Below are 22,781 nucleotides of genomic sequence, written 5' to 3'. Positions count from 1 at the left end.
CCTAAAAAGAGTTTCAACAGGCCGACTTTGCGGCGCGAAATCCCGCACCGTTTTCTTGTGGTGTCTTAAAGTGTGCTGCGCAATCCGGCTGGGATGACGTCGCGACATAGACCAGATGGATGTTGGCGGCGGCGAAACCCGTAAGGACAACGACAGCGACAAGGAGTCCAATACGCTTTCCTGGAAGGCGAAGTGCGAAACGGCTCATTTCTACTTCTCCTGCAGCGACAATATATAGAGTGTCAGAATTTGACGCTCCGCGTCCGACAGCCGGCCTTGCCAACTCGGCATCTGGCCCTGCCGACCGGAGTAGATCGTGGTGTGGAGTGTCCGGCGGTCGCCGCCGTAAATCCACTCGTTGTCGGTCAGGTTCGGTGCGCCTTGCTCGATATCGCCTTCGGCACTGTCACCGTGACAGGAAGCACAGTTCTCAATGAAGGCCTCTTCGCCACGCGCGATTTCTTCTGCCGAAGACCGGTCATCTACGCCGGGCTTACCCAGTGAGCGGACGTAACTCACCAGATCACCGATTTCACTGCGGGTCAGTAGCTCGTCCTTGCCGAACGCCAGCATCTGCGACGCCCGTGTCTCATCGTGCGCGGCATTGATACCGACACGTAGGGTTTCCGCAATGCTCTCGGCATCGCCGCCCCACAGCCATGCTTCGTCTGTGAGGCTCGGATAGCCTTTTCCTCCGGTTCCCTCTATTCCATGGCAGACCGCGCAATTGTCGCCAAAGAGTGTGCGGCCCGATTCACGCACGATCCGCATCAGGTTTGGGTCGGCCCGGATGCTCTCGGCGTCGCCTTGCTCGATCTGCTGCATCCAGGCGGATCTTTCGGCCTGCGCGTCTTCCAGCCGCTGCTTGACTGTTGCACGCTGGTCTACGCCGAGAATACCCTTCGTGTAGGTCGTGCCCAAAGGCCATGCCGGCAGGAGGACCCAGTAAATGACGGCGATCAGGCTGGCCAGCGACAAAAAGAAAATCACAACTTTTGGAACGGGCGTGTCGAGCTCTTTGATCCCGTTCCACTCATGGCCCGTGGTCATTCGTCCTGTGACCGGATCGCGTTCCTCTAGTGCCATGGCCGGTCGTCCTTTTCGAGAATGCTCATCTTGGCTTTTTCAAAGCGCTTTCGGTTCCTTGGCCAAAAGGCATAGAGCAGAACGCCGATCGACATCGCGATGAGGTAGAAGAGCCCCCAGCTTTTTGCGATGGCGACCAGGGTTTCGTGATCAGCAATCATTTGGCGGTACTCCCCAACGGCTGACTCTGGGCTTGCTGACTCTGGGCTTGCTGATCCTGGCTTGACTGGTTCCCGGCGGCTTGCTGATAGGCGGCGTCGGTGAGGCGGCCTAGGATCTGAAGATAGGCAACGAGCGCATCCATCTCGGTCACTCGTGAGGTGTCGCCGTCGAACTCTCTGATATTGGTTTCCTCGCCGTAGCGCTCACTCACGCCTTCAGCGAAGTCGCTGTCCGGCAGGGTTTGCCCAAAGGCATCGTTGGTGGCGTTCGCGATCATTTCATCGCTGTAGGGAACACCAACCGCCTTCATGGCTGAGAGATGTGCGCCGAGGTCATCGATTCTCAAATCGTTTCTCTGCAGCCAACCGTATTTCGGCATAACTGATTCAGGCACCACGTCGCGCGGGTTGATCAAATGGGCGACATGCCAGGCATCGGAATACTTGCCGCCGAGGCGCGCGAGATCCGGACCGGTCCTCTTCGATCCCCAAAGCATCGGATGATCGTATTGCGATTCGACCGCCAGGGAGTAGGGGCCATAACGCTCGACCTCGTCCTGAAGGGTTCGGATCATTTGCGAGTGGCAGGCGTAGCAGCCCTCACGGATATAAATGTTCCGGCCAGCGAGTTCCAAGGGCGTGTAGACACGCATATCAGGGGCGTCTTCGACGGTCTCGTCGATCGTGAAGAGAGGTGCGATTTCCACCAAGCCGCCGATGCTGGCCATGAAGATGATGGCAACGACAAATCCGACGGCGCTGCGCTCGAGCTTACGATGGAGTTCCGACATCTCTCTACTCCCCCGCTTCCGGTGCGAGCCGTGACACCGGCAGATCGTCCATGGGCGTCGCCGGCACGCCTCTCGCCATTCGGATGGTCATCCAGATGTTGTAGGAACCGACGACGGCGCCGGCGAGGAACAGGAAGCCGCCGAACGCCCTGGCGATGTAGTAGGGCTCCATTGCGACCAGGGACTCCAGGAAGGAGTAGGTGAGGGTGCCGCTCTCGTTGTAGGTCCGCCACATCAGGCCCTGAATGATGCCGGAGTTCCACATTGCGAAGACGTAGACAATGGTGCCTGAAAGTGCCAGCCAGAAGTGCCACTCCACCAATTTTGGCGAATAGATACGTTCCTGTTTCCACATCCATGGCACGAGGCAGTAAAAGGTCCCGAAGGTGATCATCGCCACCCAGCCGAGTGCGCCCGCGTGGACATGGCCGATCGTCCAGTCCGTGTAGTGGGAGAGGGAGTTCACCGGGCGGATTGCCATGAAGGATCCCTCGAAGGTCGTCAGACCGTAGAAGACTGCTGCAACCATCATGAAGCGCAGGGTCGCGTCGTCTCTTACCCTGTGCCAGGCGCCATTCAGTGTTGCGAGCGCATTGCCGGCCGAAGCCCAGGACGGCACCAGAAGTACAATCGAGAAGCTCATGCCCAGAGTCTGCACCCAGTGCGGTAGTGCCGTGTAGTGCAGGTGGTGGGAGCCTGCCCACATGTACATGAAGGTAATGCCCCAGAAGCTGATGATGGAAAGCCGGTAGGAGAAGATCGGCCGTTCAGCCCGCTTCGGCAGATAGTAATACATCATGCCCAGGAACCCGGCCGTCAGGAAGAAAGCGACGGCGTTGTGCCCGTACCACCACTGGGTCATGGCATCCTGCACACCCGAGAAAGCCGAGTAGCTCTTCGCGTGGCCCATCGATACCGGGATGGCCAGATTGTTCACGATGTGCAGCATGGCGACGACCAGGATGAACGCCATGTAGTACCAGTTGGCGACGTAGATGTGCGGTTCCTGACGCCGCGCCAGGGTGCGGATGTAAATTCCGAAATAGACGACCCAGACGATGACCAGCCAGATATCGGCGTACCACTCGGCCTCGGCATACTCCTTGGACTGCGTGACCCCCAGGAAGTAACCGCTGACGGCGAGTATGCAGAAGAGGTTGTAGCCCAGGAGTACGAACCAGGGGCTGAACTGTTCCGGAAGGCGCGCGCGCGAAGTGCGTTGAAGGACGTGCAGCGAAGTGGCGATCAGCGCGTTACCGCCGAAGCCGAAAATTACCGAAGTGGTATGGACGGGCCGCAAACGGCCGAAGCTTGCCCAAGCGGCATCGAAAGTCAGATCAGGCCAGGCAAGCAGGCTGGCAACCCAGACACCGATGAACAATCCGAAGACGGCCCAGATCATGGAAAGGATGATACCCAGTTTCGTGGGGTCGTCGTAGTATTGCAGCAGGCGCGCCGGGTCGGGTGGGGTGCCGTTGCTTTTGGAGAGCAGAAGGAAAATCAGCCCGGTGCTCGACAGCAGCACGACAAAGCCGTGTGCCCCGAGCGGATCGGCCCGTCCGGCTGCTGCCATAAAGAGGCCGATCACGGCAAGCAGGATGAGGGTGATCAGGGCGGCGATCCGTTCGCCGGGCGTCAGTTGTGAAACCATTTACAGTCGTCCTAAACCAGAACCCAAAACCCAAAGACGTGAAACAGCCCAACAAGAAATCTCAGGCGCTTCGCGTCATCGCCTCCGAAGCAGGGACGCCGCCAAATCGGCTGTACGTTCCGTTGACATTAAAAGAGGTATATAAAATACTTCTTTTAATGTCAACGGTCACAATCGCGATTCGCGGGATGCTCCCGAAGTAATACACGCCGATCATAGCACGCCGGTCGGCCGCAGGGAGCGTTGCTGTTGCTGGTAAGGGAATTTGCCGGAATAGCAAACGGCCCGCACCGGAAGGTGCGGGCCGCTATTCGCCCGGATGGGCGTGAAGGTCGAAGACCTGGAACGATCAGGCGTTACGCTGGAACAGCTTGCTGTTCCGGTTCCGAGTTGGCCTGAGGCTGGGTTTCCTGGCTGCCGACCGGATCGCGCAGCACATAGCCGCGGCCCCAAACTGTTTCGATGTAGTTCGCACCGCCGGTGGCAGCGGAGAGCTTCTTGCGAAGCTTGCAGACGAAGACATCAATGATCTTGAGTTCCGGCTCATCCATGCCGCCATAGAGATGATTCAGGAACATCTCCTTGGTCAGGGTCGTGCCCTTGCGCAGCGACAGCAGTTCCAGAATACCGTATTCCTTGCCGGTGAGATGCAGCGGCTGGCTGTCAACCTCGACGGTCCGGGTATCCAGGTTCACAGTCAGCTTGCCAGTCTGGATGATCGAATCTGAATGTCCTTTCGAGCGCCGTACGATTGCCTGAATGCGGGCAATCAACTCGCGCTTGTCGAAGGGTTTGGTGAGGTAGTCGTCAGCGCCGACGCCCAGACCCTTGATCTTGTCGTCAAGACCGTTCAGGCCGGACAGGATAAGGATCGGTGTCCTGACACGTGCGGCCCTTAAGCGCCGCAAAACCTCATAGCCGTCGATGTCCGGCAGCATGAGGTCGAGAATGATAATATCGTAATCATAGATCTTGCCGATCTCGAGGCCGTCTTCACCCATATCGGTGGTATCACAGACGTAGCCTTCGGACCGCAGCATCATTTCGATGCCCTGTGCTGTGGCGGAATCGTCCTCGACCAGAAGTACTCTCATAGCTGCAACCCAAATGGTTAAGATTAGTTAAGATTAAGTCTGTTAACCATTTTGGGGAAGCTTTATTAACAATTCCTTACCCGAAGACGCTTATGTACGAACAAATTTCTAATTTCTGTGACGAAAACATGAACGCGCGTTGGTAAGGAATTGATAACACGTATAAAAACAGAGTTAAGTCGAATTTGTAAAAAAATCGAGCTTGGCGAACAGCTTCCGTTTCGAGGTGACAAAAAAGAGTCGGGCTCCCGTTTTTTAAATAAACATTAAGCGTAATCGGACATCTTTCCCGTCTGTGGGGTTAGCTATAAGCCCTTGAATTTTGGATGGTGTCGGTGCCCAATTTATCTTCGTCCCTAATTTCTGAAATCGATCAAATTCCATCTTATCAGATCTATGGACGCGTGGCGGGCATCCTGGGCATGCTGGTCGAAGTCGCAGGCCTGGACCGGGTGCTTTCAATCGGCGCGCGCTGCAACCTCGTGGCCCGGGGTAATAGAAGAGTGCCGGCGGAGGTCATCGGCTTTCGGGACAAAAGGGCCCTGGTTCTCCCGTTCGGGTCCCTCGACGGCGTTGGTTTGGGCTGTAAGGCCGAACTCGCCGACTCTGACCCGGTCATCCGGCCGCATCACGCCTGGTTGGGGCGGGTCATTAATGCGATGGGTGAACCCATTGACGGCAAAGGGCCGCTTGCCAGCGGACTGGAATCCTATCGTCTGCGTGCTTCTCCGCCGCCTGCGCACAACCGCAATCGCGTGGGGGGCAAGCTCGACCTGGGGGTTCGTGCGATCAACACCTTCCTGACCTGCTGCCTCGGTCAGCGCATGGGGATCTTCGCGGGCTCGGGAGTCGGTAAGTCCGTGCTGCTCTCCATGCTGGCACGCTACACGCAGTCAGACGTCAACGTCATCGGCCTGATCGGAGAACGCGGCCGTGAGGTTCAGGAGTGGCTTGAAGATGATCTCGGTGAAGAGGGTCTCGCACGCTCAGTCGTGATTGTTGCGACGTCGGACGAACCGCCTTTGATGCGCCGGCAGGCGGCTTATCTGACACTTGCCGTTGCGGAGTATTTCCGCGACCAGGGCAGAGATGTGCTCTGCATGATGGATTCCGTGACGCGTTTCGCCATGGCCATGCGTGAAATCGGTCTGGCCGCAGGAGAGCCGCCGGCCAGTAAAGGTTACACGCCGTCGGTCTTTGCCGAGTTGCCGCAGCTTTTGGAACGTGCCGGTCCGGGCGTCGATCAAGGTTCGATCACAGGTCTCTTTACGGTGTTGGTCGAAGGCGATGACCACAACGAACCGATAGCCGACGCGGTGCGCGGCATTCTGGATGGCCACATCGTGCTTGAGCGTGGCATTGCCGAGCGCAACCGCTATCCGGCGATCAACATTCTACGCAGTATCTCCAGGACCATGCCGGGCTGTAACAACGATGCCGAGAGCGCGCTTGTGACACGCGCACGGACCTTACTTTCGACCTATGAAGACATGGCCGAACTGATCCGTATCGGCGCCTACAAGCAGGGCAGCGATGCCGCGACCGACGAAGCGCTCGGCTATTACCCCTTGCTCGAATCCTTTCTTTCGCAAGGGCAGAAGGAGCGCTTCCAATTGGGAGACGGCTATGCCGAACTCGCGCGCCTGCTGAACGAACCGTGGCAGATGCCGGAGGCACAGGCCGCATTGGAACAATGAGTGGGCGACGTCGTCCCTGTGCTTAAGGACCCCGGTGCTTAAGGACGAAGGCCGGATTGACGGGTGCCTGTTGTAAGAATGCTATTCAAAGAGGGTGTGGGGACAAGTGACAGCGTTACACAGTTTGGTGCGGGTGCATCAGTGGGAGCTTGACGAAAAGCGTCAAAAACTCGCCGACATGGAGCGATTGCTCGAAAAGCTGCAAAACGATCTGGCGATGATCGATCAGGCCTACGAGTCGGAAAAGGTGATCGCAGGAACCACGCCGGAGGCATCTGCCGCCTTTCCCAACTATGCCGCGGCGGTCAAACAGCGCCGTCAAAGGGTCGAGGAGTCGATCCAGGCGCTGCAGGGTTCGATCGAGGAAACCCGTGAGGAAGTGCGCAGCGCCTTTCAGGAGTTGAAGAAGTACCAGACTGCGGAAAGCAATCAGCAGCGCCGCGAACAGGCGAAACAGGTCAAGCGCGAACAGCAGGCGCTCGATGAAGTTGGGCTGAACCTCTACCGCCGTCGTAAGACGGCGCGCCGAGCGTAACCGTAAGCGCCGAACCTGATTATAGGCGTCGAGTTTTGTCTTGGACATTGAGCTCGATCATAGACGCCGGTCCTGAAGGCAGGCACAGATCGAAGCGTTCATAAAATGCACACTATGAAATCTCGGGCCTTCAGCATTCGGTGATCTTTATTAGTCACAATTGTGAAACACAGGCGGGGTTTTCCCAAGGATCGACCAAAATGTCGATCAGACTACGGTGGTGAAAATGGATAAGGGCTGCATACTCGTAACCGGCGGTGCCGGGTTCATCGGTGGCAACTTCGTCAGCCACGCCCTCAAGCTTGGGTACCGCGTATTGAACCTGGATGCGCTTACCTACGCGGGCGGCCCCTTCGTTCTGAATGATCTGTTGCGGCATCCCGAGCATCACTTCATCAACGCGCGGATCGAAAGCCGAGAGATTGTCGATACCCTTCTGCGTGAATACGCACCCTCGGCTATTATTAACTTCGCGGCTGAAACGCACGTCGACCGTTCGATCGATGATCCAGGGATCTTCGTACAGACCAATGTCGTCGGCGTGCAGAACTTGCTGGATGCGGCGGTTCACTATCAGGCTGGTCTTGCGGATAATGAAAGTCGAAGCTTCCGGTTCTTGCAGATCTCGACCGACGAAGTGTTCGGTTCGATCGAAGGTGAAGCGGCGACCGAGAACAGCCGCTATCGCCCGAACTCGCCATATTCTGCCAGCAAGGCCGCTGCCGATCATCTGGTACGCGCCTATCATACGACCTACGGCCTGCCGACGCTTGTTACAGTCGCCACAAACAATTACGGACCGATGCAGTTTCCGGAGAAGCTGATTCCCTTGATGATCGTAAAGGCGGTGCGGGAAGAGCCCTTGCCGGTCTACGGCGACGGCGAAAACGTACGCGATTGGCTTCATGTGGAAGATCATTGCCGGGCGGTTCTGTCTGTTCTCGAGACAGGCAAAACTGGCGAAACCTACAATGTGGCCGGCGACAACTTGGCGTCTAACTTGGATATCGTACGCAAAATCTGCGCTGCCTTGGATCGTCGTAAGCCGCTGACCGGCGGCGCGCCGCACGAGGAACTGATTTCCTTCGTGGCCGACCGACCGGGTCATGACCGCCGCTATGCGCTGGACGCGACCAAGCTAAAAACGTGTCTTGGCTGGAAGCCGGAAATGGAATTCGATGCGGGGATTGAACAGACGATCGACTGGTACCTGGAAAACCCCGACTTCTGGAAACCGATCCTCGGTGGCAGTTACGACGGCCATCGCATGGGGCTTGGCAAAGTTGCCGTGCCCGAGGTTTCACTGGCACGCGCTGCCAACGGATAAGAAACGTTTTTCTGCTGCTAGCGTCTGATCGTTTTTCACTGCAGTTGTGAAATGCGCGAATCCCTCAAGAACGATTGCTCGCTAGATCAACAGGTTCGGCGGGTCCTGAAGTTCCGCGTCTGCTTCAGTCGTTGAGCGCCATTGGTCCGATGCTTCGAAGAGAATCTGTCCGGCCAGGCCGAGGCTGTGATTAGACTCGTTGAAGATCCTGATGATCTCTTCGCGCATCGCATGGGAAAACGGCTGACGGGTCCGCAGGATTAAATCAAAAAGCTTTGAGCGGATGAGACCGTCCAGTTGCAGATCTCCCAATTTGGATAGCTCGATCTCTAGGAGAAAACGTGTCGCATCGGGGCTGGACTGAGCCTCGCTGTCTCCCTCTGCATCTTCGTCCCGGCGCCGGATAAACAGCCTCAGCTGGCGTATCTGCCCGTCATCCAGGAACGGCAGAATGAGCGTGCGCCACTCGCCCGTATTAATCTCCGCGACCCTTCCGACCTGTGACAACTCGTTGTCGAGGCGTGCCGCGAGATCTCCGTGGCCGTCGCGCTGCATTTGATCAAGAGCCGGGCGTCCAAGCCAACCGCTCAGCTGACCTGCGTTGAGCGCTGACATCAGGAAGAGGATATTAGCGCTCAAATTCGGACCGGCAGTGGGGACCCGCTGCATAATCTGGGAAGCCAACGCGCTGGGGATGCGGCCTTCTTGGTTTTGCTTCGCCAAGTCGTTCAGGCTTGGCCAGGCAGCCGAAAAGTCGGTCAGCCGCTGTGCCATGGGATCTGTCATGGGCAGCGCCCCCTGCAAGAACTGCGGCAGACTGTTTGAGAGAACATGAATGCGGACCCGCGCGCCCAAAGGCAGTTGCAGCGGTTCGCTCAAAGATATGATGCCAAAGCTGGTCTGGATCACAGGTTTGCCTTTGGCGGCGGAGGCAACGACGCTGCCTGCGACGATCGGATCGCTGGTCGAGGCCGCCTGTGGGGCAGAAGATGCAGACGCGGCACGGGAAGGTGAGCCAGAAGTCGATGGCGGGGCGGGCGATGCTGCGGCCGGTTGCACGGATGGGCCGCCTGACACAACAGCTTGCTGACCAGCTCCAACTGCTTTGGTTGAAGTGTTTGTGTTGATCGCGGTGATCTGGATCTGGAACTGCGTGCCGACGGCGAGATGACGCAAGGCCGGTGGTAATTGCGCAAGCGCGGCGGTTCCGAGGCCCTGGGAATGCACGCCCGTCAAGTTGCCGCTGGAAGCGTTGAACCCGACTGGAGCTGCGCCGGAAGCAGCGCCTGCTTCACCTTTAGAGAGATTCGCCAGAACCGCTGATTCCAGCGTCGCGGTAAGGACCTGGTTTGGAAGCCGGATCGCAGCATCTGCGAGCGCCTTGGCCGTGCCTTCAGGTGGCGCTGCCGCTGCGTCGGACCTGATGATCTGGAGATGAAGTTGGCCACCTTCGCGGAGCTGAAGAGCAACCTTGGTACCGGCCACCAAGGCAAGCTTGGCATCCAGCTCGATCGTGCCGTACTTGGTCAGAACCTGGAGACCGGCACTCTGTTCGGCAGCAAGGACCGAGCCCGATAGAACGGTACCCTTGGGCAGAGTAGCGAGAATTTCGGGTGCGGTGGCGATTGGAGCCAGCACCGGCTGCACAGATGGACTGCCCTGTGGAACAGGCGTCGTCGCCGCTGCTGGCGCAGAGGGTCCTGCAACCGCCGGAGAGGACGCTGATGCCGCGGATGGCAAAGGCGGTGGAGGAGGGGCGGAGACGCCGCTCATGGACCCTTGGTCAGGCGCCTTGCCAGGGCTTCGATGTCCTCGGCCGCCTTTGAATTCGGGTGCCGGGTGAGCAAGGGAGTCTGGTGCCTGATACTGTCCTTTACCGAGCTGTCGCGGCGGATGATGCCGGCCAGCGGCGGTGTGAATTTCAGGAAGGATTCGCAGGCTTTGCGAATCGTGCCGTAGGTACGCTGACCCTCCTGAACGCTTTCGGCCATATTAACAACCACCCGCAGATCCATGCCGGGAAACTGCCGTCTCGTTAGTTTGATGAAGGCATAGGCGTCGGTCAGTGATGTTGGTTCGTCATTCGTCACGACCAGACAGGTCCCGGCGAGGGCAGCGAACTGACGGACCGTCCGCTCGATCCCCGCGCCCAGGTCGAGAATGACATGACCGTAATCCGAGGAGAGGGTTACCAGATCCGAGATCAAACCGCCGAGCCGGTTGCTGGGCAGATTTGCCAAATTACCTGATCCTGAGCGCCCGGCGATGACATCGAAGCCGCCCACGTCATAACGCACCTTTGCGGCTTCCAGGCCATAACGCCCGGCGATGACACCGCCCAGGTCACGTTCCGGCGCGAGGTCGAGTTGGATGTCGACGTTTGCGAGGCCCAGGTCGCCGTCGAACAGCATCGTCGCCTGACCCGAATTTGCCAACGCCTGTGAAAGCGAAACCGACAGCCAGGTTTTGCCGACACCGCCTTTGCCTGATGCAACCGCGACGATGTTCGCGGACGATTTGCTGTCGGCGGCCATAGCGTTTGAAACTTCCATTATCAAAGCGTTCCCAAAACGAGCGACAGATGCTCTTGTGTATTTTTTGCAGGTTGAAGCAGGCGTGCCAGCGAAACCGGATTGATCGGTGCAAGCCCGGCACCGATCTGCGCCGAGATTCCGACTCCCATCAGGCTGAAGCGACCAGCGTGTGCGGCACAAAGCAATCCGCCGTAACGGCGGCTGGAATCCAGCCGTGTCATGATCAGGTAGCGGGTGCCCGTGTCGCGAAAGGCGAGAGCTGATTCAGCCTGTTCGTAACAGTCGCCGCCGGATGGCATCACGAGAATGGTTTGCGCACCGATGGTTTCGGCCGTGTCCCGGAGGTTTTGCAGCGCGGCTTCGTCGTAGGGCGAGATGCCCGGCGTATCGATGACCGTCAGCTGGCCCGCCGGCACATTGGCGACGAGGTCTTTTAACTGCCCGCTTTCGTCGGCACGTTGCAGGGAGACTTCCAGCGCTGCCGCAAAGGTCTCAGCCTGAGACATGCCGCCGGCCTTCTCGGCATCCATGGTGATCATGTTTGCTTCGCTCCCGGCAAGTCGGACCCGCGCGCAGAGCTTTGCCGCTGTCGCTGTTTTGCCCGCACCACTGGGGCCGATGATCATAACCGGCCGTTTGCTGGCGGCCGTCGGAAGTGGTGCAAAGTCGAAGGCCCCGTCGAGGGCGCCGGCGAGGGCCATCACATTGTCCGCGGCGGTCAGTCCCGATGCGTTACTCATCAGGCGGTTGGCGAGCGGCGCGGGGACCTGGTGAAAATCCAGAACCTCGGCGATATCGTCAACTGCTTCGACAAGTTCCTCCGGAGCCTGGAGATCGAGCTCGTCATCGAGATCGTCGTCCAGCCCAGCCGTAATTTTGACTCCCAGCTCGTCGCCGAGCTCCTCGGTGGACAGAATGACGGCGTCCAGGCCAAGGGTCTCACGCACCAGATGCATGGCGTCGGGCAAGGTATCGGCAGTGAAGCTTCTAAGTCGCATAGGACCTATTGCCTCCTGCAGATAGTGGCGCGAAAGTCACGCCGTGCCGATGTATCAAAAACTTCCAAATCACACGCAACAAACCATATCTAGAGCTGACCAAGAGTCTTAATCTTGGCCTTGGGGTGAACTTCGTTTTGTGAAAGAACAACGGTCGAGGGACGAAAACGTTCCACGATCGATCGAACGTAAGGCCGAATGCCGGGACTGGTCATCAGCACGGGGGTTTCCCCCATCATGGCGTGCTGTTCGAAGGTCTTGCGGACTTCGCCGATGAATTCCTGCAGCTTTGACGGCGCCATGGACAGTTGCCGCTCTTCGCCGTCGCCGATGATCGCATCGGCAAAGGCCTGCTCCCAATTGGGCGTCAGGGTGACCATCGGGATGAAGCCGCTCTCGTTGACCTGCGCATTGGAGATCTGCCGCGCGAGACGAGCACGCACATGTTCTGTGATGGCGGTGACATTGCGCGTGTATCCGCAGGCTTCGGAAACGCCCTCCAGAATGGTCGGCAGATCGCGGATCGAAACCCGTTCGTTGAGCAGGTTCTGCAGTACCCGCTGCACACCGCCGACGGATATTTGCGACGGGATCATATCTGAGATCAGCTTCTGCTGATCCTGATCCAGCTCGTCCATCAGCTTCTGGCTTTCAGCGTAGGACATCAATTCGGCGACGTTGTCCTTGACCACTTCGGTCAGGTGCGTGGTCACGACGGTCGGCGGATCGACGACCGTGTAGCCGCGGAACAGCGCTTCCTCCCGGCTGGCTTCGTCGACCCATTTGGCCGGCAGGCCGAAAGTCGGCTCGATCGTGTCTTCGCCGGGCAGGGTGATGGTTTCGCCGCGTGGATCCATGATCAAGAGGCTGTTTGGCCGCAGCTCGCCGGTACCGGCTTCGATTTCCTTTACGCGGATCACATAGCTGTTTGCGGGCAGTTGCAGGTTGTCCTGGATGCGCACCGATGGCAGCACAAAGCCCAGGTCCTGCGCCATCTGCCGGCGAAGCGCCTTAATCTGGTCGGTCAGGCGCTGACCGCCCTGGCCATTGATCAACGGCAGCAGGCCATATCCCAGCTCAAGACGCAGATTGTCGATTTGCAGTGAATTGGAGATCGGCTCTTCGGCGACCGGAACGGCCTCGGCCTTGGCTTTGTCCGCCGCGACGACTTCCTGTTCGGCGGTGTCGATTTTCCGGTTGGATTTCCACGCGAGCCCTCCGGTGGCCGCTGCGATGACAAGGAAGGGTACAGCTGGAATGCCGGGCAGCAGCGCGAGAGCAACCATCAGAAAGGACGATAGGCCCAAGGCGCGGGGATAGCCGCCAAGCTGTCCGAACACGGCCTTGTCGGCGGATCCGGTCTGGGTGGTCTGGGACACCAGAATACCGGCGGCGGTTGAGACGATGATGGCGGGAATCTGGCTGACCAGACCATCGCCGACGGTCAGCATGGTATAGGCTTCGGCGGCTTGACCGAAATCCAGATCCATCTGGGCCACACCGATGATGATCCCGCCGATGACGTTGATGAAGGTGATCAGAAGGCCGGCGATTGCGTCGCCGCGTACAAACTTGGCGGCGCCATCCATGGAGCCGAAAAAGTTGCTTTCGTCTTCCAGTGTTTTGCGCCGGTCGCGGGCCGCGGTTTCATCGATCAGTCCTGCCGAAAGATCGGCATCGATCGCCATCTGTTTGCCGGGCATGGCGTCCAGGCTGAAACGGGCGGAGACCTCCGCGATACGTCCTGAACCCTTGGTGATGACGATGAAGTTCACGATCACGAGGATCGAGAAGACGATGATCCCGATCACGAAGTTGCCGCTCATCACAAAGCCACCGAATGCCTCGATAACCTTGCCGGCGGCCGAGGTGCCCTCGTGGCCATTGGCTAGAATCAGCCGCGTCGAAGCCAGATTCAGCGAAAGTCGCAGCATGGTCGCGATTAGCAGGACGGTCGGAAAGGAGCTGAAATCCAGGGGGCGGCTGATAAAGAGCGCCGTCATCAGGATCAGAACCGACAGAGTCATCGAGAGGGCGAGCGCAACGTCCAGCAGCCAGGCGGGCATCGGCAGGATCAGGACCACCAGGATGCAGACAACGCCGAGCGCAAGAGCGATGTCGCCGCGCCTTAAAAAGTCCAGTGCTGAATTGAACGACTCCCGGGACGCATTGCCTTGGGCGTCGCCGGATGTGCTCGTGTCGGACATAAACTAATCCAGTCTTATATCGGGGCGTTCGACCAACGATCCCCAATCGATACCGCTCTTACTTACTCAGGCCATAGAATTACTCAGGCCATCGAATTACACAGGCCATCAATTGTTCAGGCCATCGACCGTTCGGCTTCACCCGGCATGGGGATGGGCAAACCTTCCTGGCTGTAAAGCTTCAGCTTGTTGCGCAAGGTCCGGATTGAGATGCCCAGGATGTTTGCCGCATGCGTCCGGTTTCCGAGGCAGTGCTGCAGCGTGTCGAGGATCAGATCGCGCTCGACATCCGCAACCGTCCGGCCCACCAGCTCACTGGCGTCGTGCGGTTTTGAAGCGGACGCAGCCGCCGGGGCCTGTGCTGTGCCGTTTGAGGTTGTCTCGTGGCCCTCAGGCACCAGCATTTCACCCGTGAGCATAATCGACTCTTCGGTCACCTGTCCGTCGCGTGCAAGCAGCACGGCGCGGTGCATGGTGTTCTCCAGTTCGCGCACGTTGCCCCGCCAGTGATGGTTCAACAGGATTTGGCGTGCTTCATGACTTATCGGCGGTGTGGGAACTCCATTGGCATCGGCATACTTGGCGATGAAGTGATCGGATAGAACCTCAATGTCCTTGGGGCGTTCGCGCAGTGCCGGCAAGGCGATATTGACCACATTCAAGCGGAAATAGAGATCCTCTCGAAAGTTGCCCTGCCTGACTTCATCTTCCAGATTGCGGTTCGAGGTGGCGAGCAGGCGGATATCCACCTTGATCGGCTGACCGCCGCCGACCCGGTCGATTTCGCGCTCCTGCACGGCGCGCAGCAACTTTGCCTGCAGGCGGGGGTGCATCTCCGAAATCTCGTCCAGCAACAGCGTGCCGCCGCTGGCTTCTTCGAACTTACCGACCCGGCGGGTGACCGCGCCGGTAAAAGCGCCTTTCTCGTGGCCGAAAAGTTCAGATTCAAGCAGGTTCTCGGGAATGGCCGCGCAGTTGACGGAGATGAATTGCGCCTTCGACCTCCGGGACTTGGTATGAAGGTAACGCGCCATGATCTCCTTACCCGTACCTGATTCGCCGGTGATCAGGACGCTGGCGTCGGAAGGGGCGACCTGTTCGGCCAGCCGCAAGACACCGTTCATGGCCGGATCACGGAAGACGAGAGAGGAAGTCTCCTCGGTGACGGCGGCCAGAACGGCGGCAATCAGTTCCGCGTCAGGGGGCAGGGGGATGTATTCCTTTGCGCCGGCCTTGATGGCGTCCACGGCACGCGCCGAGGAGGTGCCGATCCCGCAGGCGACGACCGGTACGGAGATGCGCTCGGCCTCGAGGCTTTCGCAGAGCCGGCTGATGTCCAGGTCGACGTCGACCATCAGGAGGTCTGACCCCTGACCGGACCGCAGTGCGTCCAGGGCCGCATCGATGCCATCGACGTTCGCGACCTTTGCGCCGCGGTCCAGCGCAATCTTGCCTGCGGTGACGATATGACCCTCGAGTGATCCGACGATGAGGAGTCTCATGATATTCTCTCCAAGTCCCTTTAATCGAAGTAGGCAACCCGGCGTGCGGGCGGCAGAATGGTGTTGATTTCGACTTCCAGCCGCCGGGGATTTTCCTGGCGGCTGATCGATGCGATGCCGATAGCATAGATCTGATTGATCATGGCTTCGGCGTCGGAGTTCCGGTCGAGCTTGTTGGCGAGCGGCAGAAACAGCATGTTGGCCAGCACCGCGCCGTAGAAGGTGGTCAGCAGGGCAATCGCCATGGACGGCCCGATGGTCGAGGGGTCTTCAAGGTTGCCGAGCATCTGCACCAGGCCGACCAGGGTGCCGATGAGGCCCATCGCGGGCGCCACTTCGCCGGCCCGGCGCAAGACACCGGCGGAGCGGATGTGGCGCTGCCGGATGGCGTCGGCTTCGCGCATCAGGATGCTCTCGACCTGCTCCGGCGGCATGCCGTCGATGACCATCATCGTGGCGCGATACAAGAAAGGCGCGTTCTTGAGTTCGAGCAGATTGTTCTGCAGCGCCAGGATGCCTTTCTTACGGGCGTGATCGGCAAGATAGAGCACGCGCCGCGCCGCGTCGTCCGGCTCGATGACGTGGTAGAGCACGGCGCGCAGCATGACGCGTTGCGCCTGTACCACTTCGGAGACCGAAAAGGAAATCGACGAGACCAGGAAAGTTCCGCCAAGCACGATCAGCATGGCGGGAACATCGACAAAGGAGCCGGGTGACCCGCCCAGGGTCATGGCGGCTGCAATCACCGAGAAAGCGCCGAGGGCACCGAACAGGGTAGCGAAGTCAATCATGCTGCCGCCCTGCGCGTTACGGGTTTTCGCCCCGGAGCGGCCGGTTATCGAATTGGCTGTGATGTTAGCCATGACAGATTGCTCTCATATTAGGATTCCTGCAGGGCACGCGCGTCAGCCCCGGTCCATCTTGATGATCTCGGTCATGGTCACGCCCAAACGATCTTCAACGACGACCACTTCGCCACGGGCCACCAGCCTGTTATTGACGTAAATATCGATGGCCTCGCCAACCTTGCGGTCGAGTTCGACGACCGCACCGCGGCCGAGTTTCAGGAGCTGGCTGACCTGCATATTGGCCTTGCCCAGCACTGCAGAAACCTGGACCGGAATGTCATAAACCGCCTCCAGCTCCTTGGCGTTGGTCGGCGGCTTGCCTGCCACTTCCGGCAGCCCGCCTTCTCCTGACTCTTCGGCCATATCGGGCTGAGCCATGTCCAGGTCATCTAGAGTGAGGGTATCCGTGTCAGTCATGGCTTGGCTCCTGAGTACCGACAGCGGAGGCTGCCGGCTGAGAATGGGTCTGTGTTAAATCGGCAGGATTGGTAGCGGTCGCAGGCGCCGTAATGGGCTCGTGCGGGGCGTCACCGGCCGGCGTTCCCGTGGTGGCGGTGAGGCCCATCTGTTCGACCGGCGAGACCAGCGGTGGCGCTTCCGATGTTTCTTCGTCGGCAGCTTCCGGGGAAGACGTGTCTGCAGGTACTTCTGCCGCTCCGGTTTGGTCGGCTGGGGTTTGCAGGGCCGGAGTTTGCTCGGCAGGACTTTGGGCGGCAGAACTTTGGGTGGCTTGCGGGAGATTTGGCAGCTTGAGAAAACGCGCCAGGATCTGATCAATGTCCTGCCAAAGGTCTTCCAGCTTGCGTTCGGCACCGCCGTCTGCCCACTCGACACGCACGTCGCTGTCACCGAATCCCTCAGCGGCAAGGAAGACGATCTTGCCCTCGAATCCCTCGCTTGCGACCAGGGCGTCGACGCGTGCCTTGACCGCATCGAGTACCCGCTCCGAAACGCGGACCACCAGACGGGGCTCATCCTGCGCGCGCAGCAGGCATTCGGAAACCACGGACTCGATTTCCTTCATTGCCGCGGATTTTTCGAGTGAAGGCAGCATTTTTTGCAGGATCGTCGTGACGGTCTGCAGGGCTTCCTGCGCCGCATCCGCGCGCATACGGGGCTGTTCGGTCATCAACTCGCCAAGCCGGCCGGTCATATTGAGCAGCAGGTTCTGTGTCGTTTGTTCTATTCCGGCAAAAGCTTCCGTCCGGCCTTCTTCGCGGCCCAGCTCGACACCTTCCTGACGTCCCTCTTCGCGGGCCTGCTGCAGATCGGCTTCGCTGATCTCGGGCTCCAGGGTTTCCGGCTCCGGTGGAGGCGGGGCCGCCGGCTCCTGACCCGAAGGCAGGGGCGCCTCGAAAGCGTTGTCGAAAAGGAATTTCTGGTTTGCGGACATCTTTACCGGCACTCGTTAGTAGACCAACTCGTCGTCGCCCTTTGAATCGGCGATGACGATTTCGTTCTTGGCGGCCAGGTCCTTGGCGATGGTGACCATGTACATCTGCGCTTCGTCGACGTCGCGCAGCCGGACCGGACCCATGGAAGCCATGTCCTCTTTGAGGATCTTCGCGGCACGTTCGGACATGTTGGAGAAGAAGAGATCCCTGACCGTCTCCGATCCACCCTTGAGCGCGAGCGCGAGCTTGTCGTTTTCGACGTTGCTCATCAGGGTCTGAACACCGCCCGGATCCAGCTTTCCGAGATCTTCGAAGGTGAACATCAGGGCTTTGATCCGTTCGGCGGAATCGCGGTTGCGTTCCTCCAGCGCCGTGATGAAGCGGGCTTCCATGTTACGGTCGAGGAAGTTGAAGATATCCGCCATCAACTCGTGCGAATCGCGGCGGTTGGTCCGCGCGAGGTTCGACATGAACTCGTTGCGCAGCGTCCGTTCGACGTCGTCCAGGATCTCCTTCTGCACGGCCTCCATACGCAGCATGCGCATGATGACCTCCATGGCGAAGGGTTCAGGCAGCAGGCCCATGACCCGCGATGCATGTTCGGGTTTGATCTTCGACAGGATGACGGCGACGGTCTGCGGGTATTCGTTCTTCAGGTAGTTGGCGAGAACCTGCTCGTTCACATTGGCGAGCTTCTCCCACATGGTACGGCCGGCGGGACCGCGAATCTCTTCCATGATCGAGGTCACGCGGTCCTTGTCCAGAACCTTGGTAAGCAGCCGTTCCGTGTTGTCGTAGTTGCCGATTATGGTGCCCGTCGAAGAGATGCCTTCAGCAAACTCCATCAACAGGCGCTCAATGATGTCGGAACTGACCGTCCCCAGGCTGGCCATGACCTGCGAAATTTCGCGGATCTCGTCGTCTTCCATGATCGAAAAGAGGCGTGCCGCGTTCTCTTCGCCAACAGACATCACCAACAGTGCGGCCTTCTCCGGGCCTGTCATGGTGCGGTAATCGTCACGCATGGTTCAATTGCTCTCGTTCATCGTTGAAAACCACATGTCTCACTGCTGATGCAGCCAGCCGCGCAGAATGTTGACCGCCTCGTCCGGATGCTTCTCGACGATTTCGCCAATCTTGCGGATGGAGGAGGCGCGCACGCGGCCTTCGACCTTGTTGAGGTCGATCATCTGTTCGATTTCATCGGCGACCGAGCCCTCATCGTCTGCGCCGCCGCCGTCGCCGATGCGCCGGGCAACTGTTGTCGTCGTGCCATCGGGATTGGTGATCAGCATCGGACCGCCGTCCATACCCGCGATGGCTTCGCCACCCGGTCCTGCGATTGCGTATTGCATGCCCTCCGGGCCGCGCAGCAAACCGGTCTCCGGATCGATGGACCCCGCTTCGAAGTCACCGTCAAGGACACGCGCAATCAGCGGGCGTACAACCAGAAGGAGCACGAGAATGGCGACGATGCCCAGGACCACCAGCTCGGCGAACCGCATCAGTTCAGCCTTCTCGAAACCGAAGATGGTGTCATCGGCCTGAAGGTCGGCGTCGATGCCGGTGAACCTCAGATTGACGATTTCAAGGGTGTCGCCACGGGCTTCGTCGTAACCGACAGCAGCGCGGACCAGGGCCGCGAGCTGGGCCATTTCTTCTTCACCACGGGCCTCGTAGACGGTTTCACCCTCTTCGCCGACCGAGGTAAGGCCGTTGACCGAAACCGCGACAGACAGGCGCCTGACGAGACCGGTTTCCCGCACCGCGGTTTTGACCGTGCGCGAGATTTCGTAGTTTACAGTCTCTTCGCTGCGCGATGAATTCGATTGGCTGCCGCCGCCTTCACCGAGTTGATCCAGTTCGGCGTCGGGCAGGTTGTTGCCGACCGTGACCCCCGGCTCCTGTCCTTCGTTCGAACCGGCGTTTTCCTCGACGGTCTGGGTCGAACGCACAACCTGGCCATCCGGGTCATAGGTCTCAGAGTTTTCCGTGATACGGTCGAAATCCATCTCGGCAGAGATTTGCACGCGGACGTTGCCCGGACCGACCGTCCGTTCGAGCATTTCCTCGACCGTCCGGATCAGGCGTGTTTCGTGTGCAATCCGGCGTTCCTCGGCGGTTGTTGCCAACTGCGTCGGATCGTCATCGGAAGCACCACGCGCCAGGAGCGTTCCGTTATCGTCGATGATGGAGACCAGGGTTGGCTTCAGTTCGGGAACTGCGGCTGCGACCAGATGCTGGATTGCCGCGACCTGTGCCCGATCGAGCCGGCCCTTGTTGCGCATCACAAGTACGATCGATGCACTGGGATCCTGCCGCTCGCGGCTAAAGAGCTCGCGTTGAGGCATGACCAGATGCACCCGGGCCTGCTTCACATTGGCAAGGGATTTGATGGTCCGTGCCAGTTCGCCCTCGAGTGCACGCAGGTGATTGATGTTTTGGACGAAGTTCGTTGACCCGAAACCTTCAGAGCGATCAAAGATCTCATAGCCGATGGAGCCGCCGCTGGGCAGGCCTTCCTGAGCCATCTGCAGACGCACCCGGGCAACCTGATCCTGAGCGACCATGATGCGTGTGCCGTTACCGTCGATGCGATAGGGAACGTTGAGCTCTTCCAGACGCGAAACGATCTGGCCGCTGTCCTGGTTATCCAGCTCAGCATAAAGCAAAGACATATCTGGGGTTGCAAGGCGGCTGGTCAGATAGACGAAGAAGGCCAGGACGCCTGCGGCGACTGCCGCCATGATCCCAAGACGGGCAGGGCCAAGACTGCGAAAGGTGTCGACAATTGTAGAATTCACGCTGCGATCGATCCTGCCTGGAAGTACTGGTTCTCAGGCTCCTGGAGACCGCGCCGATATCCTCGCCTGTGAGAATTACGCTAAGCGGTTTGGGTAAATACGGCGTTAACGGGCGGGCAAATCTTGCCTAGCTTTGGGAAAAAATTGCCGACACCCTCGGGTAGACATGAAAGGCCAACGAAAAAGCCGGCTAACCCGAAGGTTGCCGGCTTGTCGAGAGGATGCCACTGACTGAAGAAAGGAATTAATTCAATAGTCCTGCGGTCCTTGAAGAGGCGAATTCCTATGAAGACGCGCCGGAGGAGATACCGCCCGGATCAGCGCTCGCGTGTTCTATTTTGCGCCGGTATTGCTGTAGGCGGGTTGTGCGCAGGCCGCGCATGCCGTGCGAATCAATTAGGCGTTGCCAAGACAGCAATTCCTCGATCGACAGCTTGTAGCGTTCGCAAGCTTCCTCAATGGTGATGAGGCCGCTGCGGACACCCGCTACAACTTCCGCTTTGCGTCGAATAACCCAACGCTTGGTACTGGGTGGCGGCAAGTCATCAAGGGTCAACGGCTCTCCTGCCGGTCCAATGACTCTTGTTGGCCTACCTGGGCGATCTGACTCCATCAAGACGTCTCCATCTTTCCTCTCAATTGATGGTTCGAACAAACTATCGTCTCGGTGTTGAAAAACCCTTAATTCAAGGGTTTAACACAATGTTATCTATGATTTTACTTGCCTGCGCCTACGCCGGCCCGGGAACCTTAACGGAGGCTTAAAAAGACAGTGGCCCGAACGAAGAAAGGTTCCTTCATCCAGGCCACTGTTTTTGATACGCAATTGAGGTTTGCGCAGAAACTTATCGAAAACTCTAACGGCTAATACGGATCAACTCTTCCAGCATTTCATCTGCTGTTGTGATGATTTCCGCGCTCGCTGAGTAAGCTCTTTGAACCACGATCATGTTGGTAAATTCGTTGGCCAGATCCACCGTCGAGGCTTCCAGAGACGACGGAGCAACGACACCTGCGCCACCTACCTGAGGTAAGTTGAGCAGGAAAGGCCCGGAGCGGGAGGTCTGCTGGAACACGTTTCCTGTCTCGGAAGAAAGCCCGTTGGGGCTTTGGAAGATTGCGACCGGGACGTGGTAGATGTCCAGAGTTTCACCGTTATCGAATAGGGCTGTGACGATGCCCTGCTCGTCGATCGAGACACCGGCGAAGTTGCCGAAGCTCACGCCGTTCTGGTTCGATTTGGATACCGTGAATTCGCCCGCAAACTGGGTGATGCCATCGGTCTGACCCAGCGTACCGGCGTTGACGGTGATCGAGCTGTTGTTGGCGCCGCCGACCGTCCAGGTAATATCGACTGTCGGCATGGTGATGGTGGCTGGCGTGCCGTCGCCGTTAAAGGTGATGCTGCCCGCGGCGGAAGTAATGGTACCACTCGCGACACCGCTCGACGTCAGGGTGGGGTTTTGCGGTGTGATCGACCAGGCATTGGTTGCGGTCTTGGCGAAGACCATGTCGACATCGTGCGAGTTACCAAGTGAGTCGTAAACCTGGATCGTTAGCGTTTCGGTGTCGGCTACTGCAGCCGTCGATGGGAGGTTCAAACCAATCTCAAGTGTCGAAGTCGGTGTCGCGGTACCCGCAAGATTGGCAACGTTCACAGTCTGCAGACCCGTCACCGTGCTGGCGCTGGTGGTGGCCGGTCCGGCGCCGAGGTCATAGCCCTGAAGGAAAAAACCGGCCGTATTGACCAAATCACCGTTCTGATCCGGGAAGAAGGAGCCGGCACGGGTGAAGAGGTATTCATCGCCGACGCCTGGGGTGGCGGATTCGTTCACGACGAAGAAGCCATTGCCGGCGATGGCAATGTCGGTGGACGACGCAGTTGCCTGCAACAGGCCTTGTTGATCAATATGATTGAAGGGCTGAGACTTCACACCGCCGGGAGAATGCAGGCTCTGGGTCGCCTGTTGGGTGACCAGTGTCGAAAAGCGTGCGCTGGTTCCCTTGTAGCCGACGGTATTAACATTGGCGATGTTGTCCGAGATAATGCCGATCGCATTGCTTTGCGCCGACAGACCCGAGACACCTGCGTAGAGTGCGCCGTATAAGCTCATTTTTGAATCTCCCTTGTCATGGTGGGAAGCAAAGCGCT

The 22,781-nt window shown here is 58.8% G+C and carries 21 protein-coding genes; 3 read left to right on the top strand and 18 right to left on the bottom strand.

The window, feature by feature from the left end; all coding sequences use genetic code 11:
• Positions 1–13: 13 nt before the first annotated feature.
• The 6 genes from QMZ18_RS28320 to ctrA all read right to left on the bottom strand — a co-directional run bounded on the left by QMZ18_RS28320 (position 14) and on the right by ctrA (position 4,783).
• On the bottom strand, positions 14–208 hold the full coding sequence (locus tag QMZ18_RS28320; protein ID WP_282609760.1) for a hypothetical protein: 195 nt from the start codon (positions 206–208) through the stop codon (positions 14–16).
• Positions 209–210: 2 nt separating this feature from the next.
• Positions 211–1,086: a cytochrome-c oxidase, cbb3-type subunit III gene (ccoP, locus tag QMZ18_RS28315; protein ID WP_282609759.1), complete on the bottom strand. Its 876-nt coding sequence runs from the start codon at positions 1,084–1,086 to the stop codon at positions 211–213.
• On the bottom strand, positions 1,077–1,247 hold the full coding sequence (locus QMZ18_RS28310; RefSeq protein WP_282609758.1) for a cbb3-type cytochrome c oxidase subunit 3: 171 nt from the start codon (positions 1,245–1,247) through the stop codon (positions 1,077–1,079). The genes ccoP and QMZ18_RS28310 overlap by 10 nt, the downstream gene beginning before the upstream one ends.
• Complete coding sequence (gene ccoO / locus QMZ18_RS28305) at positions 1,244–2,038, bottom strand: cytochrome-c oxidase, cbb3-type subunit II (protein WP_282609757.1); 795 nt, start codon at positions 2,036–2,038, stop codon at positions 1,244–1,246. The genes QMZ18_RS28310 and ccoO overlap by 4 nt, the downstream gene beginning before the upstream one ends.
• 4 nt (positions 2,039–2,042) lie before the next feature.
• Positions 2,043–3,689 carry a cytochrome-c oxidase, cbb3-type subunit I gene (gene ccoN / locus QMZ18_RS28300; protein WP_282609756.1) on the bottom strand — a complete coding sequence of 549 codons (1,647 nt, stop codon included), beginning with the start codon at positions 3,687–3,689 and terminating at the stop codon, positions 2,043–2,045.
• A 356-nt stretch (positions 3,690–4,045) separates the two neighbouring features.
• Positions 4,046–4,783, bottom strand: a complete 738-nt coding sequence (ctrA, locus tag QMZ18_RS28295; protein ID WP_282609755.1) for a response regulator transcription factor CtrA — start codon at positions 4,781–4,783, stop codon at positions 4,046–4,048.
• Positions 4,784–5,109: 326 nt separating this feature from the next.
• Here ctrA and fliI point away from each other — a divergent pair, with 326 nt between their 5' ends.
• From fliI to rfbB, 3 genes are all read left to right on the top strand, one after another.
• Positions 5,110–6,480, top strand: coding sequence for a flagellar protein export ATPase FliI (gene fliI / locus QMZ18_RS28290; protein ID WP_322097366.1), 1,371 nt, complete (start codon positions 5,110–5,112; stop codon positions 6,478–6,480).
• 106 nt (positions 6,481–6,586) lie between these two features.
• On the top strand, positions 6,587–7,015 hold the full coding sequence (fliJ, locus tag QMZ18_RS28285; protein ID WP_282609753.1) for a flagellar export protein FliJ: 429 nt from the start codon (positions 6,587–6,589) through the stop codon (positions 7,013–7,015).
• 226 nt (positions 7,016–7,241) lie between these two features.
• Positions 7,242–8,342: a dTDP-glucose 4,6-dehydratase gene (rfbB, locus tag QMZ18_RS28280; RefSeq protein ID WP_282609752.1), complete on the top strand. Its 1,101-nt coding sequence runs from the start codon at positions 7,242–7,244 to the stop codon at positions 8,340–8,342.
• Between the two features lie 81 nt (positions 8,343–8,423).
• On the opposite strand, the gene QMZ18_RS28275 is transcribed toward rfbB, so the two are convergent.
• The 12 genes from QMZ18_RS28275 to flgE form a co-directional block, all read right to left on the bottom strand.
• Complete coding sequence (locus tag QMZ18_RS28275; RefSeq protein WP_282609751.1) at positions 8,424–10,115, bottom strand: hypothetical protein; 1,692 nt, start codon at positions 10,113–10,115, stop codon at positions 8,424–8,426.
• A complete protein-coding gene (locus QMZ18_RS28270; protein WP_282609750.1) occupies positions 10,112–10,894 on the bottom strand; it encodes a MinD/ParA family protein in 783 nt (260 codons plus the stop codon). The genes QMZ18_RS28275 and QMZ18_RS28270 overlap by 4 nt, the downstream gene beginning before the upstream one ends.
• A 2-nt stretch (positions 10,895–10,896) precedes the next feature.
• Positions 10,897–11,874: a hypothetical protein gene (locus tag QMZ18_RS28265; protein WP_282609749.1), complete on the bottom strand. Its 978-nt coding sequence runs from the start codon at positions 11,872–11,874 to the stop codon at positions 10,897–10,899.
• 89 nt (positions 11,875–11,963) lie between these two features.
• Positions 11,964–14,081, bottom strand: a complete 2,118-nt coding sequence (flhA, locus tag QMZ18_RS28260) for a flagellar biosynthesis protein FlhA (RefSeq protein ID WP_282609748.1) — start codon at positions 14,079–14,081, stop codon at positions 11,964–11,966.
• Positions 14,082–14,197: 116 nt separating this feature from the next.
• Complete coding sequence (locus QMZ18_RS28255) at positions 14,198–15,583, bottom strand: sigma-54 dependent transcriptional regulator (protein WP_282609747.1); 1,386 nt, start codon at positions 15,581–15,583, stop codon at positions 14,198–14,200.
• A 20-nt stretch (positions 15,584–15,603) separates the two neighbouring features.
• Positions 15,604–16,446 (bottom strand): motility protein A, encoded by an 843-nt coding sequence (locus QMZ18_RS28250; RefSeq protein WP_282609746.1) that lies wholly within the window; start codon positions 16,444–16,446, stop codon positions 15,604–15,606.
• Positions 16,447–16,488: 42 nt separating this feature from the next.
• Positions 16,489–16,794 (bottom strand): flagellar motor switch protein FliN, encoded by a 306-nt coding sequence (fliN, locus tag QMZ18_RS28245; protein WP_322097407.1) that lies wholly within the window; start codon positions 16,792–16,794, stop codon positions 16,489–16,491.
• A 46-nt stretch (positions 16,795–16,840) separates the two neighbouring features.
• Positions 16,841–17,824, bottom strand: coding sequence for a FliH/SctL family protein (locus tag QMZ18_RS28240; RefSeq protein ID WP_282609744.1), 984 nt, complete (start codon positions 17,822–17,824; stop codon positions 16,841–16,843).
• 15 nt (positions 17,825–17,839) lie between these two features.
• A complete protein-coding gene (gene fliG, locus QMZ18_RS28235; RefSeq protein ID WP_282609743.1) occupies positions 17,840–18,850 on the bottom strand; it encodes a flagellar motor switch protein FliG in 1,011 nt (336 codons plus the stop codon).
• 39 nt (positions 18,851–18,889) lie between these two features.
• Positions 18,890–20,629 (bottom strand): flagellar basal-body MS-ring/collar protein FliF, encoded by a 1,740-nt coding sequence (gene fliF, locus QMZ18_RS28230; RefSeq protein WP_282609742.1) that lies wholly within the window; start codon positions 20,627–20,629, stop codon positions 18,890–18,892.
• 283 nt (positions 20,630–20,912) lie between these two features.
• The gene (locus QMZ18_RS28225) at positions 20,913–21,242 is read right to left on the bottom strand and encodes a DUF1153 domain-containing protein (protein ID WP_282609741.1); all 330 of its coding nucleotides are present in this window, start codon (positions 21,240–21,242) and stop codon (positions 20,913–20,915) included.
• Between the two features lie 244 nt (positions 21,243–21,486).
• A complete protein-coding gene (gene flgE / locus QMZ18_RS28220) occupies positions 21,487–22,743 on the bottom strand; it encodes a flagellar hook protein FlgE (protein WP_282609740.1) in 1,257 nt (418 codons plus the stop codon).
• Between the last annotated feature and the right edge of the window lie 38 nt (positions 22,744–22,781).

The organism is Pelagibius sp. Alg239-R121, from assembly GCF_947331435.1.
In the GTDB taxonomy this organism is placed as follows: Bacteria; Pseudomonadota; Alphaproteobacteria; order Kiloniellales; family Kiloniellaceae; genus Denitrobaculum.
Note: the sequence above shows the minus strand (reverse complement) of the source record. Positions and strands in the feature narration are given on the sequence as shown.